This is a genomic window from Pacificoceanicola niger (genome assembly GCF_048553275.1).
Classification (GTDB): Bacteria; Pseudomonadota; Alphaproteobacteria; order Rhodobacterales; family Rhodobacteraceae; genus Pacificoceanicola.
Genome location: NZ_JBLZMW010000003.1, coordinates 176,378 through 198,076, shown reverse-complemented (window position 1 = coordinate 198,076; position 21,699 = coordinate 176,378). Strand labels below are relative to the sequence as shown.

Here is a 21,699-nt window from a genome sequence, read left to right as displayed (position 1 = left end):
CTCTTGTCCTGGGTTGCGGCGGACAGTGCCATGGCACCGGGAGGAGGCCAAGGGCGGGCGGGTGCCGAAATGCTCTGCCGGATCGGAGGTCTTTCGCACCTCAGCCGCTCACCCGCGTTTGCGGGCGATCTCGATGCGGGCTTCGGTCAGGGACATGTCCTGCAGGATGCGTTTGCGGTCGGTGCGGTCGGAGGTCTCGCGCAGCGCCTCGCGCAAGCGAGACAGCTCACGGCTCAGAGAGACGATCTCGGGCACACCGCCGTTCTCCTTGAGGATGCGGTGCAGGACCGCGTTTTCCGGATCATCGCAAGGCGGCAAAGGCTTGCCCGCGCCGGGCAGGTTGTCGAACTGCCCCTCTGCCTCGGCGAGGCGAATTTTGGCGGTGATGAGGTCGATCAGCGGATGGTCCATACGTCCTGTCTTGCCGGAAATCGCCGATTCGCACCAGAGCCCGGATCAGCGCATCAGGTTGGGCCGCAGCGTCATCCTGCGCCGCGCCTCCTGCGGCAGATGGCGGTTCAGACGACGGTTGATCAGCCCGAAACAGCCGATGACGGTCAGCGTCAGCAGAATAAAGAACCCGGCAAGGATCGGATATGGCACGAAAGGGTTGAAGGTCTTGTCGGCGAAATAATTGGCATAATACAGCGCGTCACCGCGTTGCTGAAACGCCGGAAAGCCGCTGAAATAAACCAGCGTCGTGGCGTGAAACAGGAAGATCGCCTCGTTGGTGTAGGCCGGCCAGGCCAGCCGCAGCATGGTCGGCCAGGTAATCCGCCGGAACTTCTTCCAGCCGGAAAAACCATAGGCGTCCGCCGCGTCCAGATCGCCGCGGGGAATGGACAAAAGCGCCCCGTGAAAGATCTCCGCGCTGTAGGCGGCGGTGTTCAGGAACAGCACGACCAGCGCCCCGAGCCAGGCCGCGGTGAAGGCATCGAACAGCGGCGAGGCGCTCTTGAGGCTGAGGAAAAGGAAGTAGGCAAAAAAGAACTGTATGAAGAGCGGGCTGCCGCGGAAGATGAATATGAACCATTCGCTCAGCTTGCGCAGCAGAAGGTGGTTCGATGCCTTGCCAAGCGCGGCCCCGGTGGCAAGAAAGAACCCCGAGATCAGTGCCACCACCCCGAAATAGATGTTCCAGATCATTCCGGAGCCGATCAGCGTGATCTGTTGGCACAGGGTGAAATTGTCGCGCGGCAGAAGCCTCTCACCGATCCCCAGCGAGCGCAGCCCGTAATCCGCGACGGTCTCCCAACAGCTCATCGCACGCCCTCGTTCTTCATTGGTCCAAAAATATCCCGGGGGAGTCCGAAGGACGGGGGCAGCGACCCGATGATACGGCTGTCATATCTCATGCCGCTTTCCTCTGGGCATCGCCGCCTGCCGTGGCCTGCCCGTGGGTGAGGCGCTTCATGATCCGGTCAAGCACCACTTCGGACACCCGCGTAAAGGCGAGGTAGAACACCAGCAGGGCAAGGAAGTACCACATGCGCCAGTCCCCGTGCGGGTAGTCGGTGAAGCGCGCGGTCTTGGAACCGCCAAGCTCACGGGCCCAGTAGACGATGTCCTCGACGCCCAGCAGGAACAACAGCGGCGTCGCCTTGATCAGCACCATCCACAGGTTGGACAGGCCGGGCAGGGCAAAGACCCACATCTGCGGCACGAGGATACGCCAGAAGGACTGGCGCCGGGTCATGCCATAGGCCTCGGCGGTCTCCATCTGGGCGCGGGGCACGGCCTTCATCGCGCCAAAGAGCACGTTGGCGGCAAAGGCTCCGAAGACGATGGCAAAGGTCAGCACCGCAAGCGAGAAGCCATAGACCTCATGCACCCATTGTGCGGCATTGCCGAGCGGCAGCTTGGCCCCGTCGCAGACAACGAAGTCATTGCCCTGCCGGATCGGCATATCCCAGTCGGGACATTTGATTTTGTGCCGGATCCATTCGAAGAGTTGGTCAAGGGCGATGACGAAGAACAGGAAAAACGCGATGTCCGGCACACCGCGCACCACCGCGATGTAGCCTTTGCCGAGCCAGCGCAGCGGCAGGACGTGCGAGCGCGCCGCCGAGGCCCCGCCAAATCCAAAAAGCAGCGCGGCGGGCGCGGTGACCGCCAGCAACAGCAGCACTGTGCCGACCGACCAGTAGATAGCCATGTGCTTGCCCGTTGTCAGGTAGCACGACAGCCATGTCAGGCCTTCGAGGGATGCGGGATCGGTGCAGTAGGAAAACACGGGCGCGGGCGGGCTTTGCTGTTGGGGCGTGGTTCGGGAGACTGTGGGCGAAACCCCGGCCCCGGCGCAAGTCTTTCGTGGAGAAACGCCGCGACACCGGGGCTTTCCTGCCGCAAGGGCAGGCGGATTATGTATCCGGTGCGGGCGGACTGTCTCCAATGATCAACGGTGCCGCGCCCGGTTTCTTTCAAAAAGGGATGTCTAATGCCGGAAGACTTTGTATTCAAAAAGCTGACGGTCGTTGTCGTGGATAACGGATCAGGCGTGGTCAAACCGCCGATCCTCGCCTTCGACGATGCGCTCCTGGGGAACGATCGCGCCGCCGGTCCTCTGCTCGGCTTCCTGCCGCAGGACTTTGACGATCCGCAATTGGGCTGACGCCCGGAGCGGGTAGCCATAGGGTCGGTCTTGCTGGCCCGGCGTCGCCGTTTTAGGCGGCACCCGATCGTGATGATATTCCTATTCTTCGGTTGGATGTGCCAATGCAGATGTCTTTGTTTACAGGTCATTTTTCCCGGGTATCGCGGTCACGCCGACCGGCCTTGTCGCTGCGGATGACCGTTTCGATGTCACGCCCGATGTTCAGCTCCATGTGGTGCGCTGTGGCGGGGTCCGGTCGGAGCCTGCGCCGGATGCAGGTCTGGACCCGCCGGAAGGGGCGGGCTTTTCCCTGCTGCTGGACGATTGTTTCTTCGGATAGGCGGCGCGGTTGCGCCCGCCGACGCCAAACACCTTACTGCGGGTTGCGGCTGTCAGCGCCGCTTGCGCCGTATCAGGCCGACACCGCCAAGACCAGCCAGCAGCAGCAGACCGGATGCCGGTAGCGGCACCGGAGACAGTGCCTTGGCACCGGCGATCACCTGATCGTCGAAGAGCACTTCGGCGAGCCCGGTATAAGCGGCGCCCCCGGTAATCGGGCCTTCCTTGCCATCGACGTCGAAGCGTACGGCATGAACGCCGCTCAGCGTGCTGCCCAGAGTGAAGGCCTGCGCGGTGCCCAATCCGCCGGTGCCCGGCTGCGGCAGCAGGCTGACAGTGCTGAAGCTGGCCAGAACTCCGCCGATGTCGTCGAAGAAGGTCAGCGAGAACTCCGTCGGTTCGTATTGGCTGTTGGACGCGATGTTATTCGACAGGTGGGTCCAGATATAAAGCCCGCCGATGCTCGCCCCGCCGGTGAAGGTCCATTCGATCCATTCGTCGAGCGCGTCGATCCCGTCCGTCGTCCAATGATTGCCGAAGCTATAGTTGCCGTGGGTGCTGGTGGGACCGAAGCCCGATGTCATGCCGTTGCCGTTGATCGTGTTTTCAGCAACATAGCCGCTGCTGAATTCCGAACTTGCGGATGCGCCGTCCGGAGAGAATGTCGCCGCGGAGGCGGGCAGAGCAAGACTGGCAAGGACGGCGGCGGTGGTCAAACGAATCATTTCAAAGCCCTTCTATCAAATATTGTGAAAGAAAGATTCCAGCCCATGCGGTTATCTGTCAACAGGATAGGCCGCGCAGACGGTGCTGCGCGGCCTTCGTGTCCGAGAGACTAGCGGGCTTAGAAGCCGGCGCCGATTTCCCATTTGGCGATCAATTCGTTCAGGCTGCCATCGTCTTTCATGGACTGGATGGCTGCGTTGAACTTTTCCTTCAGCTCGGTGTCGGACTTGCGCAGACCAAGGCCGATGCCGTCGCCGATGAGGACCTCTTCGCCGGTGAAGGCGATGTCGTCATTCTCGGCCGCGATGGGTTCGAGATACGCCTTGTCGGCCAGAACGGCGTCCGCCTCGCCGTTGCGCACGGCGGCGATGGTTTCGTCCGGCGTCGCGAACTCAAGCAGTGTCGCGCCAGCTTCGGCCACGTGGGCAGCCTGAATCGTATTGGCCTGGGCCGCGATCACGCCGCCGGTATAATCCACCTCGGCACCGGTCAGCGCCACATAGGCGGAGGGGTCCGGCAGGGTGTAGTTCTGGGTGAAGTCGATCTGCTCGCGGCGTTCATCGGTGATGCTCATGCCCGCGATGATGGTGTCGTAGTTGCCCGACACGAGGTTCGGGATGATCGAATCCCAATCGTTCGTGACCCACTCGCAGGTCAGTTCGGCGCGGGCGCACAGCTCATCGCCGAGCTCGCGCTCGAAGCCGTCGACTTCGCCGCTGTCGTTGATGAAGTTGTACGGAGGGTAGGCGCCCTCGGTGCCCATGCGGACGACGGAGTGGCTTTCGGCAAAAGCGGCACCGGCGCCGAATGCCAGCAAGGCCGTGCCCAGAACAAGCGTTTTCATGATGATCTCCCTAAGTCTGTGGACCTGCACATTGCAGCGGCAGGTTTGATAGCGCAGCGTTATGCGAAAAAAGCCGGAATTCAAGAGGGGCGTTGGGTCACTCCGCTGACAGGGCAGGCATTTGATCAAAAATGCGACGTCGCCGAAAGGAAGCCCTTGAGCCTCTCCGATTTCGGTTGGCCAAAGAGTTGATCCGGCGCGCCTTCTTCCTCGATCAGACCCTGATGCAGGAAGACGACATGGTTGCTCACGTCCGCCGCCATTTTCATGTCGTGGGTCACGATCAGCATGGTGCGGCCCTCCTCTGCAAGGGACTGGATCACGCGGACCACTTCCTGTTCCAACTCCGGATCAAGCGCGCTTGTCGGCTCATCGAAGAGCAACGCTTCGGGCTCCATGCACAGGCCGCGCGCGATGGCGGCGCGTTGCTGCTGACCGCCAGAGAGCTGCGCCGGGTAGGCATCGCATTTGTCGCCGATGCCGACCTTGTCGAGATATTTGCGCGCGGAGGCCTCCACCTCCGACCGGTCACGGCCCAGAACTGTCACAGGGGCCTCCATGACATTCTGCAGGATCGTCATATGTGACCACAGGTTAAATTGTTGAAAAACCATGGAAAGGTTGGTTCGGATGCGCAGGACCTGTTTCGCCTCGGCAGGGCGGCGGGCGTGTCCCGATCCGTGCCACGTCACCGGCTCTCCCTTGAACAGGATCTCGCCCTGCTGGCTGTCCTCCAGAAGGTTGCAGCAGCGCAGCAAGGTTGATTTGCCAGAGCCCGACGATCCGATCAGCGAAACCACGTCGCCCTTGTGCGCGATGATGTTCACCCCTTTGAGGACTTCGAGGCTGCCATAGGCCTTGTGCAGATTGCGGATCTCGATGACGGGGGTGTCGGTCACGTCGGCTGGCCCTTTCACGGCGTTGAATTGCCGGGCAGCATGGCGCAAAGCGGCGCTGCTTGGCAATGTGCAATTCCGGCTGTTGCGGGGGCGGTCAGGCGGTTGCCGAAATCGGCATCGCCGGCACCTGGGGCGGGGTCGGCATATTGAGCATGAGGTCCTGAGGCAGCTCAATCAGGCCGTGCAGGTTCAATGTGGCGCGCTGTACCTGTGGCAGGCTGTCGATGGCCTTGCGCAAGGCGGCGCGGACACCGTCGACATCGTGATGGGCGCTGCAAATGAAGGGAGGGGCCGGTGTCGGGATCGTCCGGGTAATCTCGCGCAGACCGGCGCTGTGCGCATCGTAGCGCCGGATCAAGCGCCAGCTGTGCGCGTCGATGGCGGCGAGGTCTGCCTCCCCATTGCTGATCATGGCTGCGGATGCCACGTGCGCGCCGCTCTCTGCGATAAAGTTCGGTTCTATTCCAAGGGTTTGCGCGTGATCCCACAGGGCAAGACAGCCCGAGTGACTGTGATCCTGATTATAAACCACACGGCAGTGCAGCAGCTCTTCGAGCGAACGCGGATCAGTCTGGCGGGCCACCAGAACCGAGTTGTAGTAGCCGCGTGGGCAGCGGGGCAGCGCGAAATCCGGATGGCCAACGATCTGCACCTTGCCTTTCAGGGACATGCGATAGGGCAGGTTGCAGGTCTGGCCAAGCACGAGATCGGGATGCTGCCAGCCGTCCCACAACTCGATCGTGCGGTCGAGACGCTCGGGGCCATAGCCGAGGGTAGCGCGTACCACCGACCAAAGCATATCGTTGGCCGGGTACAACTCCGGTCGATCATACATCGGAAGGAAGGAAATCACGTATTTTCAACCCTTTGGCGTGCAAGGGCGCTGTCGCGGTCATTGATTCCAAGCAGGTTCGACACGAGTCGCAGGAGGGAGTCTTCCTCCGCCTCCCGTACGCCATCGGCGAGCACCACCTGCCAGAGCGCTTCGATCACGGCGATGCGTGCTTCGAAGGGCACCGCGTCCTTGATGGCGCGGGTGAAGCGGACGGTGTCGGGGGCTTCGGCTTCGAGGGTCTCCGCCTGATTGCGCAGATCGGTCGCTTCGAACGGTGAGAGCGCATAGCGCGCTACCGTAATTCGATCGATTCTGTCTTTCTCGTCAGTATCATAGCTGCCGTCGGAGCGGGCAACACGAACGAGAAGGGCGGTCAGGGCAAGACGCGCGTCGCCCTCGTCCAGCGGCGAGGGTTGCGGAGCGGTGAGGCGTCTGAGGAAATCACCAAACATAGCACGGATATACGGTCATAATTGTCGAAGGCCAATGATCTTTTGCCGTCTCGGCGGGTTTCGGCCTCAGGGGATGCTGGCCTCGGCGCGTGCGGCCTCGCTGTCGGCGCGGTCAATCCCCAGCGTCTCCTCAACAAGCTCTACAAGTGCTTGTTCTTTGTCATCATTTACGCCATCCGCCATGACGACAGCCCAGAGCGCGGCGACCTTCGACAGGCGATGTTCGTAATCAACGGCGGCGCGGATTCGCATGGCCATGGCGCGGTCGTCCTTGATGTGCAGGGCGAGCTGTTCGCAGGTGGCGCGCATCTTGGCGGCGTCCAGCGGCTTGAGATTGTAGGCCTGCGACAGGATCAGATCAATTTCCTCAACCTCTTCAAAGAGATAGACGCCGTCCGCCATGGCGACGCGAACCAGAAGCGTACCAAGGGCGAGGCGTGCGTCAGGCTCGGGCAGCGGTTTTTGCGGCGGGGCCTCTTGGGTGAAGAATTTTTTCAGGCGGTCGAGGATCATGGAAATCTACATAGTTTACAGGGACTTGAAGCGTTTTGTCAGGGCCGTGGCATGGTCCGTGAGGCCCCAGGGTGGGTTCAGGATGGCCATGCCGGAGCCGATCATGCGGTGGCCTTTTCGTGCCGGGGGAAAAGCCACCTCGTGGATCAGGGCATCCGGATGCATGTCCCGGATGGCCGCGATCATGGGCTTATGTTGGGGGTCGGTCAAGATGGGATACCAGATCATGACGATTCCCACGTTCCATTTCTTGGTCAGGGTGCCCACGAAGCGCGGCATGGTGGCGTAATCGTCCTTCACCTCCCAACTGGGGTCGATGAGAATCAGGCCGCGGCGCGGATCGGGGGGGCAAAGGCTCTGCGCCAGTTCAAAGCCATCCTTTTGATATACCTTGGTATTTTCTGCTGCGCTGAGGGTGTAATGCAGGGCGGCGTGCTCCTGCGGGTGCAATTCGGCGAGATGGATGTGATCGGTGTCGCGCAGAAGGGTCTGCGCGATAAGGGGGGAGCCGGGATAGGCGCTCGGCCCATGTTTTTCGCGGATCGCGGTCAGCGCGCGCCGGTAAGGGTGATCCGCGCCAAACCATTGCTCAACAAGGGAAATCCCCTGCGCCGCCTCGCCGGTTTTCTGCGCCTCCGCGCCGCTCAGATCATAGAGACCACGCCCGGCGTGGGTCTCCAGATAGCTCAGCGGCTTGTCCTTTTGCGTCAGATAATCCAGCGCCTGCGCCAGAAGCGCGTGCTTGTGAACATCGGCCAGATTTCCGGCGTGATAGGCGTGTTGATAAGAAAGCATGAACGCTGCGTAAGGGGCGACGCAACACTTCGCAAGAGCCGTGTTTCGCGCAGAGTTTGGTACAAAATTCGCCGATTTCAGTACAAAATGCCGGTGGCGACGCAGGGCCGTGGGGCCCCGGATTTGGCGTTTGGTGCAAAATTCGGGGAGTTTGGTACAAAATGCGTTTGGGGAGTCGAGAAAATGCGCGTTGTGGAAAATTTCTGAGTAGGGTTTTGGTAACCTGAGGTTTTATGAGGGGAAATTCGATGGGAACGCTGTTTTGGTATCGTTTGATTTTTGCCGGGGCATGCCTTGGCGCTGGGCTGGTGGCGGTTTTTGTGATGGGCGAAGGCTTTAGTCGCGAGCACCTAATCGGGCTGGGCGTCGCTGTGCTTGGTGTGGGCTGGTGGATTTGGAAGGGGGTTGGGAAGTCGATGTGAAGCATTTCTCGATAACAGTTGTACCGTTGCCACCGCGGAGTGGTCGGTGCAGAGTGGAATTCTTTTTTACGAGAGTGTGATCGAATGGCGCAGATGCCTTGGAAACAAGCGATTATTACAGTCTTGTCAGAGGCTGATGAGGCGGTTCACTACAAAACCATCGCAGAAGAAATTGAAAGCAAGAAACTGAGAACCAGTTTAGGCGCGACCCCAGCGAACTCGGTCTACACCACAATCGGAAATTCATTGAAGAACGATGGCGAAGAAACCCCGTTTGTAAAAGTGCAAAAGGGTCTTTTTGCGGTCAAGGACGCTTTGAAAAGCCGTTCTGATTTGTATGAACACGACGTGGAGACAGAGGTTGATGAAAAGAGAATTGTGAAGTGTGTTGGTATGTTTTGGCATCAAACGCGGGTCATTTGGCGGAAAAACCCCCGTCTTCTGGGGCAACAGCAAACAGGATCGAAAGTAATTGATTTCAACGACCAACGCGGGGTCTATTTGTTGCACGATCGCTCAAGAGTGATTTATGTGGGTCGCTCGATTGATCGGCCGCTCGGACAGAGGCTGTACGAGCACACCAAGGACAGACTCAATGGACGTTGGGATCGGTTTTCCTGGTTCGGTTTATGTGGTGTAGATAACAGCGGTCGAATACTGGACCCAGATTTCACAGCAAATTTACCTAATCTTATATCTTTGATGGAGGCTGTTCTTATTGAGTCTCTAGAGCCGCCGCAAAATAGAAAACGGGGCGACGACTTTTCGGACATTGAGTACCTTCAAGTCGCTGACAGTGAGAAATCGGATTTGAAAAAGAAAGCCATTCTTGACCTGCTGACGCGCGAGATTTCCGAAAGCGATTAAAGAGCACTCTGAGGCATACTCACACCAACCGAGACACCTCTTTCGCCGCCCGAACAAAGTCGCGGAAAAGGGGATGCGGGTCAAAGGGTTTTGATTTCAGTTCGGGGTGGAATTGCACGCCGATGAACCACGGGTGGTCCGGCCATTCGACGATTTCCGGCAATTTTCCATCGGGGGACATGCCGGAGAAGCGCAGGCCTGCTTCTTCCAGCTTTTCCTTATACGTCACATCGACCTCGTAGCGGTGGCGGTGGCGTTCGTCGATGGTGGTGGCGCCATAGGCCGCGGCGACGCGGGAGCCTTCTGTCAGCACGGCGTCATAGGCGCCCAGGCGCATGGTGCCGCCCTTGGCGTCGGTGACCTTGCGGGAGACTTTCTCGTTGCCCTGCACCCATTCCTTGAGGTGGTAAACCACGGGTTCGAAACGCTTTTCCCCGGCTTCGTGGTCGAATTCCTCGGAGCCGGCGCGGGAGACGCCAGCGACGTTGCGGGCCGCTTCGATCACGGCCATCTGCATCCCGAGGCAGATGCCCAGGTAGGGGATCTTGTGCTCGCGGGCGTATTGGGCCGCCTTGATCTTGCCCTCCGTGCCGCGCTCGCCGAAGCCGCCGGGGACGAGGATGGCGTCGAATTTTTCCAGATGGGGTGCGGGGTCTTCGCGTTCGAAGATCTCGGCGTCGACCCACTCGACGTTGACCTTCACGCGATTGGCCATGCCGCCGTGGGTGAGGGCCTCGGCGATGGATTTATAGGCGTCCTCAAGCTGCACGTATTTGCCGACGATGGCGACGGTGACATCGCCTTCGGGGTTGTGGATGCGGTCGGAGACGTCTTCCCAGATGTCGAGATTGGGTTTGGGCGCGGGGGTGATGCCGAAGGCGTCGAGCACGGCCTGGTCCATGCCCTCGCGGTGATAGGCGAGGGGAGCGTCGTAGATGGTGGAGAGGTCCTGCGCGGCGATCACGGCGTCGGGGCGGACGTTGCAGAAGAGGGCGAGCTTTTCGCGCTCCTTGGCGGGGATCGGCCCCTCGGAGCGGCAGACGAGGATGTCCGGCGCGAGGCCGATGGAGCGCAGTTCCTTGACGGAGTGCTGTGTCGGTTTGGTCTTGAGCTCGCCGGAGGCTTTGATCCAGGGCAGCAGGGTCAGGTGCATGAAGATGCACTGGCCGCGCGGTTTGTCCTGGGAGAATTGGCGGATGGCTTCGAAGAAGGGCAGGCCCTCGATGTCGCCGACGGTGCCGCCGATCTCGCAGAGCATGAAGTCGACCTCATCCTCGCCGATGCGGATGAAGTCCTTGATTTCATTGGTGACGTGGGGGATCACCTGGATCGTCTTGCCGAGGTAATCGCCGCGGCGCTCCTTCTCCAGCACATTGGTGTAGATGCGCCCGGAGGAAATGGAATCGGTCTGGCGGGCGGGGACGCCGGTGAAGCGTTCGTAATGGCCAAGGTCGAGATCGGTTTCTGCGCCGTCATCTGTGACGAAGACTTCGCCGTGCTCGAAGGGCGACATGGTGCCGGGATCGACGTTCAGGTAGGGGTCGAGCTTGCGCAGCCGGACGGAGAAGCCACGCGCCTGAAGCAGCGCGCCGAGGGCGGCGGAGGCCAGTCCCTTGCCAAGCGAAGAAACCACACCGCCGGTGATAAAGATGAAACGTGCCATGCGCGGAGCCCCGTGAGTTTGTCGTGTCATACGTCCGAAAACGCCAAATACTGGACATCTGCTGGCCTGCGGGGCGAGCAGTATCACGGGATTTGACCTGTATAGGATTCGGACAGATTTGTCCAGCGGACCGCAAGATGCTGTTGCGGTCCGGAGGGATTATTCAAGGTCTAGTTGGTCTTTGGGAGCGATCCCCGGTTGCTGCGCACTCAGTCCGCGCGCGGAACAAGCGGGGCGTCGCCGGTGGCGTCATCCTCCGCAGAGGGCGGCGGCAGAAGACCGTCGGTGTCGAGCGGTGTCGTCCCGGTTGCGGGCTCTTCCGACGCGGGCGCATTGCCCAGCCGGTCGAGGATCGACGTGCCCGCGGCGTTCTGTGCGGAAAAGATGGTCAGCGTCAGGGACGTGATGATGAAGGCGATCGCAAGCACCCAGGTGAGCTTGCCCATGGCCGTCGCGGCCGAGCGCTGACTCATGGCGCCGCCGCCACCACCGCCCATGCCGAGACCGCCGCCTTCGGAGCGCTGAAGCAGCACCACGCCGATGAGGCCGAGGGCGAGAAGCAGGTGGACGATCAGAATGACGTTTTCCATAGGGGCGCGCGCCTTTGTTCGATGATGGCGGGTATGTAGGGGAAGCTGCGGGGCGGCGCAACCCGGCAATCGGCAAGGTCCGCCTGATCGGCGCTCTTTGCGCCTGCTGCGCAAACGCGCCCCGCCCGCCGTCCCGTGATCCGGTGCTGCCTCATGGGCCGGTACGCCCGTGTTGCAAGGCCAAACACCGCCCTTTCACGACGGACGGGTTGGGGGATCTGCCGGCCTTGAGGCGGCGCGGGGGCCTGTCACCCTCTCTCTGTCCAGATGCTCAAGACAAGCTCTGAGGGGCGTGCCGGGCACATCATACGGGAATGGGGCGCAGGCGTCGGTGGTCGCGTGCCGGATGCGCGGCGCGCGGCGCTGCCATCGGGATCAGGCGTCCTCCACGTCGTCCATGTCCACCTGGCCCGAAAGCTTGCGACGGATGATCGACCAGGACAGGCCCACCCCGAGCACCAGCGACAGGGCGAGGATACCGACCCATGTCATCAGTTTCGGGTCCGAGAGGTCGAAGAGGCCGAAGTCCCAGAGCACCCAGAGCAATGCGCCGACGAGGGCCAGCACCAGCGCCATGCCAAACGCGCCGATGGAGCGCAGGGTGGCGCGCAAGTAGATGACGTAGCCGACAAGCAGAACGAGCGCGAGAAGAACGGTGAGCGGCAATTGGGCCTGCCAGTTCTCGGACGCCCATCGCACGAAGTTCCAGGGGCTGGGGTTGTAGGTGGCGGTCAGAAGCAGCAGGGCGAACAGCCAGCGCAGGAAAAAACTCATGTGGGCTCCGGTCTCGGGATCGGCTCGGGGTGGTGCGGGACGGGGGGAATCGCGTGCAGCGGGCGGCGCATGTAGGCCCGGGCAAGGGTTTGACCGTCGCGGGAGACGGTTTCATGGCAGACCAGCTCGAATCCCAGCGACAGAAAGGGGCCTTGGGCGGCGAGGCTGGCGTGGGTGGTCAGCTCCGGCATTTTCTGATTTTCGGCCTCCTGGGTGAGCATCGTCATGAGGCCGCGAAAGTGCCCTTGCCCGCGGGCTTCCGGCGCGAGGAAGATCATGTCCAGATAACCATCGGCCCGCAGTGTGGCAAAGCCGCGCGGCCCGCCCTGATCGAGCACCGCGACCCGTTGTGCGCAGAGCCGCGCGGCCCAGTCCGGCCCGCTGTGCGCGCGGGGAAGCCAGGCAAGGCGCTGCGCGGCGCTGTAGGGGCTGGGCACGGCGTGGATGGCATCGAACATCACGAGACCGAGGGCGTCGAAGTCGCTGGGTTTGGTCCATCTGTACATGGTACGCAGGCGGCCTTTCTGCCGTGACACTTTTTTCGGTTTCGGTCCCTGCCTACCGGATATATAGGGAGCCGGGTTTGAGGTCATCACCTGAAAGGCTTGAAAAATGGCTAATGTGGTAGTCGTGGGCGCCCAATGGGGCGACGAAGGCAAAGGCAAGATCGTTGACTGGCTGTCGAGCCGGGCCGATGTGATCTGCCGGTTTCAGGGTGGGCATAACGCCGGGCACACGCTGGTTGTGGACGGCAAGGTCTATAAACTGCATGCGCTGCCTTCGGGTGTGGTGCGCTCCGGCAAGCTCAGCGTGATCGGAAATGGCGTGGTTCTCGACCCCTGGCATCTGATCGGCGAGATCGAGACCGTGCGCGCGCAGGGTGTGGAAATCACCCCCGAGACGCTGATGATCGCGGAGAATACGCCGCTGATTCTGCCGATTCACGGCGAGCTCGACCGGGCCCGCGAAGAGGCGGCCTCCAAAGGCACGAAGATCGGCACCACCGGTCGCGGCATTGGACCGGCCTATGAGGACAAGGTTGGCCGCCGGGCGATCCGGGTGGCGGACCTGGCCGATGCGGCGACGCTGGAGGCGCGGGTGGACCGCGCGCTGCAGCATCATGACCCGCTGCGCCGGGGCCTCGGCATCGAGCCGATCGACCGCGCCGCGCTGGTGGCGCAGCTCAAGGAGATCGCGCCGAAGATCCTCGCCTATGCGGCGCCGGTGTGGAAGGTGCTGAACGAACGGCGCCGGGCCGGGAAGCGGATCTTGTTCGAGGGCGCGCAGGGCGCCCTGCTGGACATTGATTTCGGCACCTATCCGTTCGTAACCTCGTCCAACGTGATTGCGGGGCAGGCGGCCACGGGCACCGGCATCGGGCCAGGCGCGATCGATTTCGTTCTGGGCATCGTCAAAGCCTATACCACCCGCGTGGGCGAGGGGCCGTTCCCGACCGAGCTTCTGGATGACGACGGGCAGAAGCTTGGCGAGCGCGGCCATGAATTCGGCACCACCACGGGCCGCAAGCGGCGCTGTGGCTGGTTCGACGCGGTGCTGGTGCGCCAGACCTGCGCGACCTCGGGCGTGAACGGGATTTCGCTGACCAAGCTGGACGTTCTGGACGGGTTCGAGACGCTGAAGATCTGTGTCGGCTATGAGCTGGACGGAGAGCGGCTGGATTATCTGCCCTTCGCCTCCGAGCAGCAGGCGCGCTGTGTGCCCATCTATGAAGAGATGGAAGGCTGGAGCGAATCCACGGAAGGGGCGCGGAGCTGGAACGATCTGCCCGGGGCGGCGGTGAAATACGTGCGGCGGATCGAGGAGTTGATCGGCTGCCCGGTGGCGCTACTGTCTACCTCGCCGGAGCGGGATGACACGATCCTTGTGACTGACCCGTTCGCGGACTGATTGGGGGCCGGATGGCACTGAGTTACAAGGCACGCAAGCGCTGGTCGCTTATTATCCTGCTGGTTGGGCTGCCGCTCTATATCGTGGTGGCGGTGACGCTGGCCGATTGGTTGCGCCGGGCGTTCGATGGCCCGCCGATGATCGTCGAACTGGTGGTGTTCGTGGTGCTTGGCTTTTTGTGGATGCTGCCGTTCCGGGCGGTGTTTCTCGGCGTCGGGCAGCCGGATCCGGACGACGACCAAGCCGAGCGGTGACGCCGTGCGGCGCTGTTTCGGCCGTGCGGCCGAAAGGCGCCCCGCCCGCCGTCACGTCCTGTCCCGCACCGGTACTGCCTGGATATTTGACAGAAAAACGGCGCTCCGCGAGGGCGCCGTTTTTTGTTTCAGAGGGGCGGTTGGCGCTTAGCCGGCGGCGCGTTCCGGCTTGAAGCTGATCCGCTCCGAGGCGGTGAAGCGGCCGCCGGAGGTCTTCTCGATCTTGCCCTCGCGCAGGAGCTGACCGAAACTGCGCAGGCGGTCTTCGCGGCTGCTCTCGGTGTCCTCGGCCTGACGCACCGTAGACATGAGCTGTGGGCGGGAGAACTGATCGCGGCCTTCGACGAAGGACATGTAGGCCGCTGCCGCTTCGAGCAGCTCCGACAGATCCGTTGCGCCGACCTGTTCGGCATAGGCCGCGAAGTCGCTTTCGTTGACTGGGGCCTCGGGGGCCGGGGTCGGAGCCTGGCGCGGCGTCTGGGAGGCCGGGCGGTCGCGGCCGATGCGGCGTGGGCGGACCGGGGCGGGGTCCTGTGCCGTGTTGTCCTCGACCCGTTGCTCGGCCACCAGCTTGAGCGGCGCGGGGCGCTGGGCCGGGGTTGGTGCGGTCTGGTCGGTGCGTGGCCGCTCGCCGCGGGGCAGACCGGCGGTCTGCGGGCGGCGCGGCCGCACGGCATTGGCCAGATCCTCGCGGTAGTTTTCCATCTCCTCCGCGTCGTCCTGCGCGGACTTGCGGCCCAGCAGCTTGTCGGCCTTGGTGGCCGCGACGGCGGCGCGCAGGTGGGCGATCGCGCTGCGGCGGCGGTTGCCTTCCGGCTCTTCGAGTTCCTCGTTGGTCTGATCGAGGATGCGCGAGGTGTCGTTGTCCTCGACTGAGCGCTCGGTCAGCATGACGCGGCCCGGGCTGGACAACTTGACGGCCTTGCGGACGCCCTCCACGGCGGACCGGATGTTGGCATCCGTGTCGTCTTCCGGCGCCTTGTCCTGCATGGGGGCGGCGGGCAGCGGGTTGTCGAGGCGCAGCGGCGTGGCGCTGGCGGCGGCGGGGGTGTCGTCCCAGTCGTCCTCATCATCCCAGTCGTCTTCATCGTCCCAGGCGGCAGCGGGCGGCGGCGGCGGAGCCATGGCGGCGGGGGCCGGGGCCGTTTCGGCGGCGTCGTCCCAGTCATCCTCGTCTTCATCGTCCCATGCGTCGGCGGTTGCCGTTGCGGCGGTCAGGGCCGCTGCGGCGGGCGCGATGTCGTCTTCGTCCCCGTCATCCCATTCGTCGTCCGCCCCGGCGGTGGCTGCAGAGGGCGCGGGTGTTTCGGCCTCGTCCCAGGCGTCTTCGTCCCAGTCGTCCTCGTCAAAGTCACCGGCCAGCTCGGCCTTCACGGCGGCGAGTTCGCGGGCCAGTTCGTCTTCTTCTTCGGAGCTGAGCGTGCTGCTCGCGGCGAGGGGCAGAGGGGCGGGAGCCGGTTCGGCGGCGTCCTCAACCTCTTCGAGACGGCCAGCGGCGATGGCCTTGTCGAAGGCGGCGCGCTTGACCTTGACCACGCGGGCGCGCAGCGGAGCGGGCCGCGCCGCGACAGGCGCGGGGGTCGGTTCGGGCGCGGGGGCGGCAGTTTTCTCCTCAGCGGCGCGCGCGGCGGCGTCCTGCTGCTCGTCGTCGTCGTCCCAGCCCCAGTCATCGGCTTCGGCGCTGTCTTCGCCTGCGTCCTCGTCCCAGGCGTCGAAGGCGCTGCCGCCGTCGCTCCCGGCTGCGACGAAAGACGCCGCCGCGATCGGCTCCTCTGCTTCGTTGGCGTCTTCGTCCGCCAGCAAGTCGGAGAGGTCGAAGGCCGCCTCGTCGTCTTCTTCGTCCATGTCGAGGGTCGCGAAGGCCTCCTCGATGTCCTGTTCGTCTTCGGCTGAGTCGTGACCAGCGGCTGCGGTCAGGGCGGACAGGTCGAAGTCGGTGTCGTCCTCATCGTCCGCGCCGGCGCGGGTTTCGGGATCGAGGCTGTCCGTGTCGTCCTCTTCGCGGCCAAGCGCCCCGAGGATGTCATCCAGCGTGGAGTCCTCGCTGGTGCCGTCAACCATGTCGAAATCGTCGTCTTCAAGATAGGCGGTGTCATCCGCGTCGCCAGGGCCGGGCACCGGGGTTTCGGAGACCACGGCGCGGATGCGGTCGAGCTTGGCCGCGACCGATCCGGGATCGGGGAGCCGGCGGGTCGGGGTCACGGGTGCGGCGCCGGCATCGGGCAGCAGCGCATCGAAGGAATAGTCGCTGCGCCCTTCTGCAGCGGTGTCCTCGGTGATGGCGGCGATGCTGTCAGCGGCCATTCCCGCCAGAAGCGCCGGATCGAATCCCGGGGTTTCCGGGCTGTCCGCCGCGATGGCGTCGGAGGCAATCGCATCCTGCGGGCCGGGGGCTGCGTCTGTCTTGCTGGATGCAGGCGCGTGGGATTGCGCTTCGACCGTTTCGGGATCGCTGGCGCCCGCTTCCTGCGCGACCTCTGCGGCGTCGTTGCCGGGGGTCATGGAGAGCGCGGCCACGGCGCGGGCGGCAGCGGCGTCCGCCTCGTCCTGCGCGGCGGCGTCGACGCGCGCCTGTTCTTCGGCGGCGCGGGCTTCCATCTCGGCGGCGGCGGCTTCGATGGTGTCATCGTCGGGCAGCAGGTCATGGGCGGCGGCCTCGCTGGGCGCGCGGCCGGCGTCAAGCGCGGCGGCGAGCGCCCCGGAGGACGTGGCCCCGGCCGCAAGCGCGGGGCGCAGCACGAGTTTGCCGTCGCTCTCCTCGGCGGCGATTTGTTGCCGCATCAACTCGGAGGCCAGCTCGGGATCGAATTGCGGTGGCTCGGCGCCGAAGAATCGGTCTTCCCCGACCACGCCGCGAAAGAATTGTGTGGTTTCCTTGACCACTGCCAGTGGATCGTCGAACCCTTCTGCCGTACAGGAGAAGGTCCCGTAGGAGACCGTCAGAATCTTGCTCGAACTCACCATTATGCTGCTCACTTTCATTCGTTCTGCAACAGTGTGTTTACCACGCTGTACTGGACGAAAGCTGATCGAATCTGTGCCCTGCAGGGTATTATTTCGTGACTTGATTGTGGTCAGTTTCCTAAGTTGCCATTAATTCGACATGAAGTCTAAAATTGTTCACACATCCGGGACGGTGTTGCTGGTCGGTGGCGGGGCAACGCAGCACAGTGCGTTGCGCGCCGCGATGGCCGACGTGGACGCCGTGGTTGCGGCGGATGGTGGGGCTGCGGTCCTGCTGGATATGGATATCCTGCCCGATGCGGTGATCGGGGACATGGATTCGCTGTCCCCGACGATGCAGGCGCGCCTGCCCGCGGGCAGTGTGCATCAGATCGCCGAGCAGGACAGCACCGATTTCGATAAGGCTTTACGCAATATCTCGGCACCTCTGGTGCTGGCGCATGGATTTCTCGGGGCGCGCCTGGATCATCAGTTGGCGGCTTTGACAGTGCTGTGCCGCCGGGCGGAGCGGCGCTGTGTGCTGGTGGGAGAGGACGATGTGACGGTGGTGTTGCCGCCCGCTCTGACGCTTGCCTTGCCGGAGGGGTGCCGGGTGTCGCTTTTTCCGATGGGGCCGGTGTCGGGGCGCTCGGAGGGGCTGCGCTGGCCGATCGACGGGCTGGAGATGGCGCCGGACGGGCGCGTCGGCACCTCGAACGAGGCGGCGGGCGGTGCGGTGCGGCTCTGGGTCGAGGCGCCGAGGATGCTGCTTATTCTGCCGGTGGCGTGCCTCGGGGCGTTGCTTGCTGGCCTGCGGCAGGCCGAAGCATGGCCCGCTCCCTGAGGATCACGTAGAGGCCGGAGCCGATGGTGATCGCGATGCCGAGGCTGGCGCGGGGTCCGGGCAGGTCCGCGAAGATCAGCCAGCCGATCAGCGTGGCCATGGGAATTTCGAGATATTGCATCGGGGCGAGCGTGGCCGAGGGCGCGTAGCGCAGGGCCCATGTCATCAGCAGGTGCGCGACAGTACCGGCGCAGCCCATGGCGAGGATCAGGCCCCAGCCGGTGGCCGTGGGCGGGGTCCAGCCGAGGGTGGACGTTGCGGCCCCGAGCAGCATGGCCGGGATCATGATGGCCAGGGCGATGAGCGCCGAGAGCGCCTGCATCGCGATGGGGTCTGTATGCGGCGCGATCTGGCGGGTGACGAGCATGAAGGCGGCGAAGATCACGGCGACACCGAGCGGCAGCAGCGCAGGCCAGCCGACATCCTCGAAAGCGGGCTGAATCACCAGAAGCGTCCCGGAAAAGCCGACGGCGCAGGCCGCGAGGCGGCGCCAGCCGACTTCTTCGCCGAGAATGTAGTGCCCCATGAGCAGCATGATGAATGGCATGACAAAGGCGATGGCGACTGCATCGGCGAGCGGCAGGTAGAGCAGCGCGGTGAAGACGGTCGCGATGCCAGCGATATGCAGCACGGTACGCAGGACAACACGGGCCAGGGTGCGCCGGTCAACACGCATGGACCGGCCTGTGGCGAGAGCGATGGGCAGCAGGATGAGCGCCTGCAGGGCAAAGCGCAGCAGGACAAGCTGGCCGACGCCCATTTCCGGGCCGAGCAGCTTGGCCAGCGCATCGCCGAGCGGCGCAAGGGCGCAGAAGCCGAGCATGAGGGCGATGCCGAGCAGGGGGCGGTCGAGATGGCTCATGCGGGAACCGTAGCGGAGGCCGCGGCAGGGGGGAACCCCGGCTTGCGCCGCGTGGTCATCGCGGCGGGCGGGTTGGAAGCCCGGCCTGCGACGGGCGAGGTTGCCCGGTCGGTTCGGGCTCTGCCGGGAGCGACCGTAGGGCGGGGCTGTGCCCCGCGCCGCCGGAGGTCAGACAGGGGGCGCTGGCGCTTGCAGGTCGCGTTCCAGACGGCGTTCGCGCTGGATGATATAGAGGCCCGAGCCGACGATGATGGCGATGCCCACCCAGGTCAGCGGCGTCGGGAAGTCGCCGAAGGCAAGGTATCCGATCACCGTGGCCCCGACGATCTCCAGGTATTGCAGGGGCGCGATGACCCCGGCGGGTGCGAGCCGCAGCGCCTTGGTCAGCATCAGGTGCGAGGCGGTGGCGATGACGCCGAGGCCGGTCAGCGTCCAGAGCGCCTTGCCCTCGGGCCAGATCGGATCGAGCAGCGCAGAGCCGCTGCCATCCATCAAGAGCAGCGGCGGGATAATCATCGCCGAGGCAGCCAGAGCCGTGTGAGCCTGCAGAACGATGGGGTCCACGCGTTGGCTCATGGAGCGGGTCAGCAGCATGTAGATAGCGAAGAGAAAGGCGGTGCAGAGCGGCAGCAGCGCCACGGGCCCGAGATCGGAGAAGCTTGGGCGGATCACCAGCAGGGCGCCGCCAAAGCCTACCGCCGCCGCCGCCACCCGGCGCCAGCCGATGGGCTCCCCGAGGAAGACCGCGCCCATCAGGGTCAGGATGAAGGGTTCGACGAAGAAGATCGAGATCGCGTCGGCGATGGGCATGAAGCGCAGCGCGGTGAAAAAGCAGCCGGTCGCCGTGAGCAAGGCCGCGGCGCGGGCAAGGTGCAGGCCGATGTCGCCGCGCGAGACCGCCACCGAAAGACCGGCCAGCAGCGCAACCGGGTAGAGCAGCACGACCTGGATGGAAAACCGGGCGGCGAGCACCTGCGCGATCGGCACCTCGTGCGGGGTCGCCTTGGCCATCGCGTCCATCATCGGCGCGAGCGTGCAGAAGGCCAGCATGAAGAGAATGCCGAGCGTCGTCTGGTTTTGGGGGCTACTCATGCGGTTCTTCCTTCCGGCACGCGTTTGCGCTCTTTTTTCCCGTGGGATTTGAGTATTTGGAAAGAGAAGAAGAGGGAAGGGCTTGCCTGTTTTTTCACCGGATTGGATGCAGAGCCCCGGTGTGGCCAAACGTGCGGTTCTGGAGCGCCGGGGTGCTGTGCTGCGGAAGACGCTGGTGCAGATCGTTGGTTTGGATGGTGGGGTGTCCCTGGTTCTCTGGGGCGCGGGCGGGGTATTTGATGGCGGTCCGTGCTTTGAAGCGCGGCGGGGTTCGACAATTCAGCGCTGCGCGCGGTGGTCCCTTGTGCCCGAAAGCAGAAGCATGGGATCGCGCGGGGGCGCGTGGCATATCGTGCGCTTTGCGGCGTGTCACGCTGCGGTCGGATTGGGCATCGGGTTGGGATCAGTCCCTCTGTCAATGGCCTGTGAGGAGGTTTGCCGGGCTGGTCGATTGGGCCTGTGTGAGGCTTCGATGATCTCTCACGACATGGGGTAGGGCGGGGCTGTGCCCCGCACTCCCTAGGGCAGGATCGAGAGCCAGACCCAGGCGGTGAAGACCGAGAGCGCTGTGGCGATCAGCACGCCGGAGGCGGCGACGCGCCGTGCGCGCCCGTACATGTTGGCGAAGACATAGGTGTTGATGCCCGGCGCCATGGCAGCGGTCAGCACGGCGGAGCGGAAGGCCTGGGTCGACAGGTCGGTGATCGTTCCCAGTGTCCAGGTGATCGCCGGGTGCAGGATCAGCGAGATCGCGCAGATGAAGGCGATCACGCGGAAGTCGCCCTGCGGTTTGTAGCGGCAGAGCACGCCGCCCATGCCGAAGAGCGCGGCGGGCAGCGCGGCCCGGATCATCATGTCGAGCGCGTCGGTGACCGGGGTGGGCAGGGCGATATTCGTGACATTGGCGATGACACCAAGGCCGATGCCGATGACCAGCGCGTTGCGGAACATGGCCTTGAGCACCTTGGCGGGCAATGCGCGGGCCGGGGACCCTTTGGCCCGGGCGATCTCCATCGCGGTAATGCCGATGCCGTAGCAGAAGGGGGAGTGCACGGCGACGATGACGTAGTTTGCTTCGAGCGCGGCGGGACCGTAGGCGCGTTCGGTCATGGCGAGGCCGATCATCACCGAGTTGGCGAAGAGGCAGCAGAAGCCGATGGCGATGCTGTCTTCCCAGTCGCGTTTGAACAGGTAGCGCGCGCCGAGCAGCCCGGCGGTGAACCCGGTGGCGGAGCCGGTATAAAAGGAAACCAGCAGCCATGGGTTGAAGTCCGGTCCGAGTTCCAGCGTCCAGATGGCACGAAAGAGCAGGCAGGGAATGGCGAAGCTTTGTGTGAAGCTCATCAGCCCGTCGACGCCGCTTTCCGAGAACCAGCCCTTCCAGACGGCGGCATAGCCTGCGCCGATGACGAGGAAGACCGGGAGGATGACGTCGATGAGGGCCTGCATGGGCGGGGCTTTCTGGGGGCGCTGGGCCGCAGGGC

General features: G+C 63.8%; 24 protein-coding genes. 6 read left to right on the top strand and 18 right to left on the bottom strand.

Features of this window, described 5'->3' with window-relative positions:
• Positions 1–108 precede the first annotated feature (108 nt).
• The 3 genes from ACN2XU_RS05775 to ACN2XU_RS05765 all read right to left on the bottom strand — a co-directional run bounded on the left by ACN2XU_RS05775 (position 109) and on the right by ACN2XU_RS05765 (position 2,233).
• On the bottom strand, positions 109–411 hold the full coding sequence (locus ACN2XU_RS05775; protein WP_419409460.1) for a DnaJ family domain-containing protein: 303 nt from the start codon (positions 409–411) through the stop codon (positions 109–111).
• Positions 412–456: 45 nt separating this feature from the next.
• On the bottom strand, positions 457–1,263 hold the full coding sequence (locus ACN2XU_RS05770) for an ABC transporter permease (protein WP_419409459.1): 807 nt from the start codon (positions 1,261–1,263) through the stop codon (positions 457–459).
• Positions 1,264–1,351: 88 nt separating this feature from the next.
• Entirely contained in the window at positions 1,352–2,233 is an 882-nt protein-coding gene (locus ACN2XU_RS05765) for an ABC transporter permease (RefSeq protein WP_419409458.1), read from the bottom strand.
• A gap of 204 nt (positions 2,234–2,437) precedes the next feature.
• On the opposite strand from ACN2XU_RS05765, the gene ACN2XU_RS05760 reads away from it, so the two are divergent.
• Positions 2,438–2,611, top strand: coding sequence for a hypothetical protein (locus ACN2XU_RS05760; protein WP_419409457.1), 174 nt, complete (start codon positions 2,438–2,440; stop codon positions 2,609–2,611).
• Positions 2,612–2,985: 374 nt separating this feature from the next.
• Here the strand turns inward: ACN2XU_RS05760 and ACN2XU_RS05755 are convergent, their stop codons facing one another.
• The 7 genes from ACN2XU_RS05755 to ACN2XU_RS05725 all read right to left on the bottom strand — a co-directional run bounded on the left by ACN2XU_RS05755 (position 2,986) and on the right by ACN2XU_RS05725 (position 7,996).
• On the bottom strand, positions 2,986–3,657 hold the full coding sequence (locus tag ACN2XU_RS05755) for a VPLPA-CTERM sorting domain-containing protein (protein WP_419409456.1): 672 nt from the start codon (positions 3,655–3,657) through the stop codon (positions 2,986–2,988).
• A gap of 119 nt (positions 3,658–3,776) precedes the next feature.
• Positions 3,777–4,502: a transporter substrate-binding domain-containing protein gene (locus tag ACN2XU_RS05750; RefSeq protein ID WP_419409455.1), complete on the bottom strand. Its 726-nt coding sequence runs from the start codon at positions 4,500–4,502 to the stop codon at positions 3,777–3,779.
• 125 nt (positions 4,503–4,627) lie between these two features.
• Positions 4,628–5,401, bottom strand: coding sequence for an ABC transporter ATP-binding protein (locus ACN2XU_RS05745; protein ID WP_419409454.1), 774 nt, complete (start codon positions 5,399–5,401; stop codon positions 4,628–4,630).
• 94 nt (positions 5,402–5,495) lie between these two features.
• Positions 5,496–6,254: a phosphate/phosphite/phosphonate ABC transporter substrate-binding protein gene (locus ACN2XU_RS05740; RefSeq protein WP_419409453.1), complete on the bottom strand. Its 759-nt coding sequence runs from the start codon at positions 6,252–6,254 to the stop codon at positions 5,496–5,498.
• Positions 6,251–6,688: a tellurite resistance TerB family protein gene (locus ACN2XU_RS05735; RefSeq protein ID WP_419409452.1), complete on the bottom strand. Its 438-nt coding sequence runs from the start codon at positions 6,686–6,688 to the stop codon at positions 6,251–6,253. Before ACN2XU_RS05735 ends, ACN2XU_RS05740 begins: the two co-directional genes overlap by 4 nt.
• A gap of 66 nt (positions 6,689–6,754) precedes the next feature.
• Positions 6,755–7,201 carry a tellurite resistance TerB family protein gene (locus ACN2XU_RS05730; RefSeq protein ID WP_419409451.1) on the bottom strand — a complete coding sequence of 149 codons (447 nt, stop codon included), beginning with the start codon at positions 7,199–7,201 and terminating at the stop codon, positions 6,755–6,757.
• Positions 7,202–7,216: 15 nt separating this feature from the next.
• Positions 7,217–7,996, bottom strand: coding sequence for a 23S rRNA (adenine(2030)-N(6))-methyltransferase RlmJ (locus ACN2XU_RS05725; RefSeq protein ID WP_419409450.1), 780 nt, complete (start codon positions 7,994–7,996; stop codon positions 7,217–7,219).
• 248 nt (positions 7,997–8,244) lie between these two features.
• Between ACN2XU_RS05725 and ACN2XU_RS05720 the strand changes: the two genes are divergently transcribed.
• Both ACN2XU_RS05720 and ACN2XU_RS05715 read left to right on the top strand, forming a co-directional pair.
• A complete protein-coding gene (locus tag ACN2XU_RS05720) occupies positions 8,245–8,418 on the top strand; it encodes a hypothetical protein (protein ID WP_419409449.1) in 174 nt (57 codons plus the stop codon).
• Positions 8,419–8,502: 84 nt separating this feature from the next.
• Complete coding sequence (locus ACN2XU_RS05715; protein ID WP_419409448.1) at positions 8,503–9,285, top strand: HTH domain-containing protein; 783 nt, start codon at positions 8,503–8,505, stop codon at positions 9,283–9,285.
• Between the two features lie 19 nt (positions 9,286–9,304).
• Here the strand turns inward: ACN2XU_RS05715 and pyrG are convergent, their stop codons facing one another.
• The 4 genes from pyrG to ACN2XU_RS05695 all read right to left on the bottom strand — a co-directional run bounded on the left by pyrG (position 9,305) and on the right by ACN2XU_RS05695 (position 12,818).
• Complete coding sequence (pyrG, locus tag ACN2XU_RS05710; protein ID WP_419409447.1) at positions 9,305–10,948, bottom strand: CTP synthase; 1,644 nt, start codon at positions 10,946–10,948, stop codon at positions 9,305–9,307.
• Between the two features lie 209 nt (positions 10,949–11,157).
• Positions 11,158–11,538 carry a preprotein translocase subunit SecG gene (secG, locus tag ACN2XU_RS05705; protein WP_419409446.1) on the bottom strand — a complete coding sequence of 127 codons (381 nt, stop codon included), beginning with the start codon at positions 11,536–11,538 and terminating at the stop codon, positions 11,158–11,160.
• A 375-nt stretch (positions 11,539–11,913) separates the two neighbouring features.
• Entirely contained in the window at positions 11,914–12,312 is a 399-nt protein-coding gene (locus ACN2XU_RS05700) for a DUF6524 family protein (RefSeq protein ID WP_419409445.1), read from the bottom strand.
• Positions 12,309–12,818 (bottom strand): GNAT family N-acetyltransferase, encoded by a 510-nt coding sequence (locus ACN2XU_RS05695; RefSeq protein WP_419409444.1) that lies wholly within the window; start codon positions 12,816–12,818, stop codon positions 12,309–12,311. The genes ACN2XU_RS05700 and ACN2XU_RS05695 overlap by 4 nt, the downstream gene beginning before the upstream one ends.
• A gap of 106 nt (positions 12,819–12,924) precedes the next feature.
• Between ACN2XU_RS05695 and ACN2XU_RS05690 the strand changes: the two genes are divergently transcribed.
• Together ACN2XU_RS05690 and ACN2XU_RS05685 are read left to right on the top strand one after the other, a co-directional pair.
• Positions 12,925–14,220 (top strand): adenylosuccinate synthase, encoded by a 1,296-nt coding sequence (locus ACN2XU_RS05690; protein WP_419409443.1) that lies wholly within the window; start codon positions 12,925–12,927, stop codon positions 14,218–14,220.
• Positions 14,221–14,231: 11 nt separating this feature from the next.
• On the top strand, positions 14,232–14,474 hold the full coding sequence (locus tag ACN2XU_RS05685) for a DUF2842 domain-containing protein (RefSeq protein WP_419409442.1): 243 nt from the start codon (positions 14,232–14,234) through the stop codon (positions 14,472–14,474).
• Positions 14,475–14,621: 147 nt separating this feature from the next.
• Here the strand turns inward: ACN2XU_RS05685 and ACN2XU_RS05680 are convergent, their stop codons facing one another.
• On the bottom strand, positions 14,622–17,435 hold the full coding sequence (locus tag ACN2XU_RS05680) for a hypothetical protein (protein WP_419409441.1): 2,814 nt from the start codon (positions 17,433–17,435) through the stop codon (positions 14,622–14,624).
• 142 nt (positions 17,436–17,577) lie between these two features.
• Here ACN2XU_RS05680 and ACN2XU_RS05675 point away from each other — a divergent pair, with 142 nt between their 5' ends.
• Positions 17,578–18,261: a thiamine diphosphokinase gene (locus ACN2XU_RS05675; RefSeq protein ID WP_419409440.1), complete on the top strand. Its 684-nt coding sequence runs from the start codon at positions 17,578–17,580 to the stop codon at positions 18,259–18,261.
• On the opposite strand, the gene ACN2XU_RS05670 is transcribed toward ACN2XU_RS05675, so the two are convergent.
• From ACN2XU_RS05670 to ACN2XU_RS05660, 3 genes are all read right to left on the bottom strand, one after another.
• Positions 18,188–19,123, bottom strand: a complete 936-nt coding sequence (locus ACN2XU_RS05670; protein WP_419409439.1) for a DMT family transporter — start codon at positions 19,121–19,123, stop codon at positions 18,188–18,190. The two genes, ACN2XU_RS05675 and ACN2XU_RS05670, sit on opposite strands and share 74 nt — an antisense overlap.
• 168 nt (positions 19,124–19,291) lie before the next feature.
• Positions 19,292–20,215, bottom strand: coding sequence for a DMT family transporter (locus ACN2XU_RS05665; protein ID WP_419409438.1), 924 nt, complete (start codon positions 20,213–20,215; stop codon positions 19,292–19,294).
• A 519-nt stretch (positions 20,216–20,734) separates the two neighbouring features.
• The gene (locus ACN2XU_RS05660) at positions 20,735–21,664 is read right to left on the bottom strand and encodes an AEC family transporter (protein WP_419409437.1); all 930 of its coding nucleotides are present in this window, start codon (positions 21,662–21,664) and stop codon (positions 20,735–20,737) included.
• Positions 21,665–21,699: the final 35 nt, after the last annotated feature.

Excerpts from the sequence above, each read along its gene's own strand:
- ACN2XU_RS05775 (WP_419409460.1), bottom strand. The coding sequence starts at position 411 with ATGGACCATCCGCTGATCGACCTCATCACCGCCAAAATTCGCCTCGCC.
- ACN2XU_RS05770 (WP_419409459.1), bottom strand. The coding sequence starts at position 1,263 with ATGAGCTGTTGGGAGACCGTCGCGGATTACGGGCTGCGCTCGCTGGGG.
- ACN2XU_RS05760 (WP_419409457.1), top strand. The coding sequence starts at position 2,438 with ATGCCGGAAGACTTTGTATTCAAAAAGCTGACGGTCGTTGTCGTGGAT.
- ACN2XU_RS05755 (WP_419409456.1), bottom strand. The coding sequence starts at position 3,657 with ATGATTCGTTTGACCACCGCCGCCGTCCTTGCCAGTCTTGCTCTGCCC.
- ACN2XU_RS05750 (WP_419409455.1), bottom strand. The coding sequence starts at position 4,502 with ATGAAAACGCTTGTTCTGGGCACGGCCTTGCTGGCATTCGGCGCCGGT.
- ACN2XU_RS05735 (WP_419409452.1), bottom strand. The coding sequence starts at position 6,688 with ATGTTTGGTGATTTCCTCAGACGCCTCACCGCTCCGCAACCCTCGCCG.
- ACN2XU_RS05730 (WP_419409451.1), bottom strand. The coding sequence starts at position 7,201 with ATGATCCTCGACCGCCTGAAAAAATTCTTCACCCAAGAGGCCCCGCCG.
- ACN2XU_RS05725 (WP_419409450.1), bottom strand. The coding sequence starts at position 7,996 with ATGCTTTCTTATCAACACGCCTATCACGCCGGAAATCTGGCCGATGTT.
- ACN2XU_RS05720 (WP_419409449.1), top strand. The coding sequence starts at position 8,245 with ATGGGAACGCTGTTTTGGTATCGTTTGATTTTTGCCGGGGCATGCCTT.
- ACN2XU_RS05715 (WP_419409448.1), top strand. The coding sequence starts at position 8,503 with ATGGCGCAGATGCCTTGGAAACAAGCGATTATTACAGTCTTGTCAGAG.
- pyrG (WP_419409447.1), bottom strand. The coding sequence starts at position 10,948 with ATGGCACGTTTCATCTTTATCACCGGCGGTGTGGTTTCTTCGCTTGGC.
- secG (WP_419409446.1), bottom strand. The coding sequence starts at position 11,538 with ATGGAAAACGTCATTCTGATCGTCCACCTGCTTCTCGCCCTCGGCCTC.
- ACN2XU_RS05700 (WP_419409445.1), bottom strand. The coding sequence starts at position 12,312 with ATGAGTTTTTTCCTGCGCTGGCTGTTCGCCCTGCTGCTTCTGACCGCC.
- ACN2XU_RS05695 (WP_419409444.1), bottom strand. The coding sequence starts at position 12,818 with ATGTACAGATGGACCAAACCCAGCGACTTCGACGCCCTCGGTCTCGTG.
- ACN2XU_RS05690 (WP_419409443.1), top strand. The coding sequence starts at position 12,925 with ATGGCTAATGTGGTAGTCGTGGGCGCCCAATGGGGCGACGAAGGCAAA.
- ACN2XU_RS05685 (WP_419409442.1), top strand. The coding sequence starts at position 14,232 with ATGGCACTGAGTTACAAGGCACGCAAGCGCTGGTCGCTTATTATCCTG.
- ACN2XU_RS05675 (WP_419409440.1), top strand. The coding sequence starts at position 17,578 with ATGAAGTCTAAAATTGTTCACACATCCGGGACGGTGTTGCTGGTCGGT.
- ACN2XU_RS05670 (WP_419409439.1), bottom strand. The coding sequence starts at position 19,123 with ATGAGCCATCTCGACCGCCCCCTGCTCGGCATCGCCCTCATGCTCGGC.
- ACN2XU_RS05665 (WP_419409438.1), bottom strand. The coding sequence starts at position 20,215 with ATGAGTAGCCCCCAAAACCAGACGACGCTCGGCATTCTCTTCATGCTG.
- ACN2XU_RS05660 (WP_419409437.1), bottom strand. The coding sequence starts at position 21,664 with ATGCAGGCCCTCATCGACGTCATCCTCCCGGTCTTCCTCGTCATCGGC.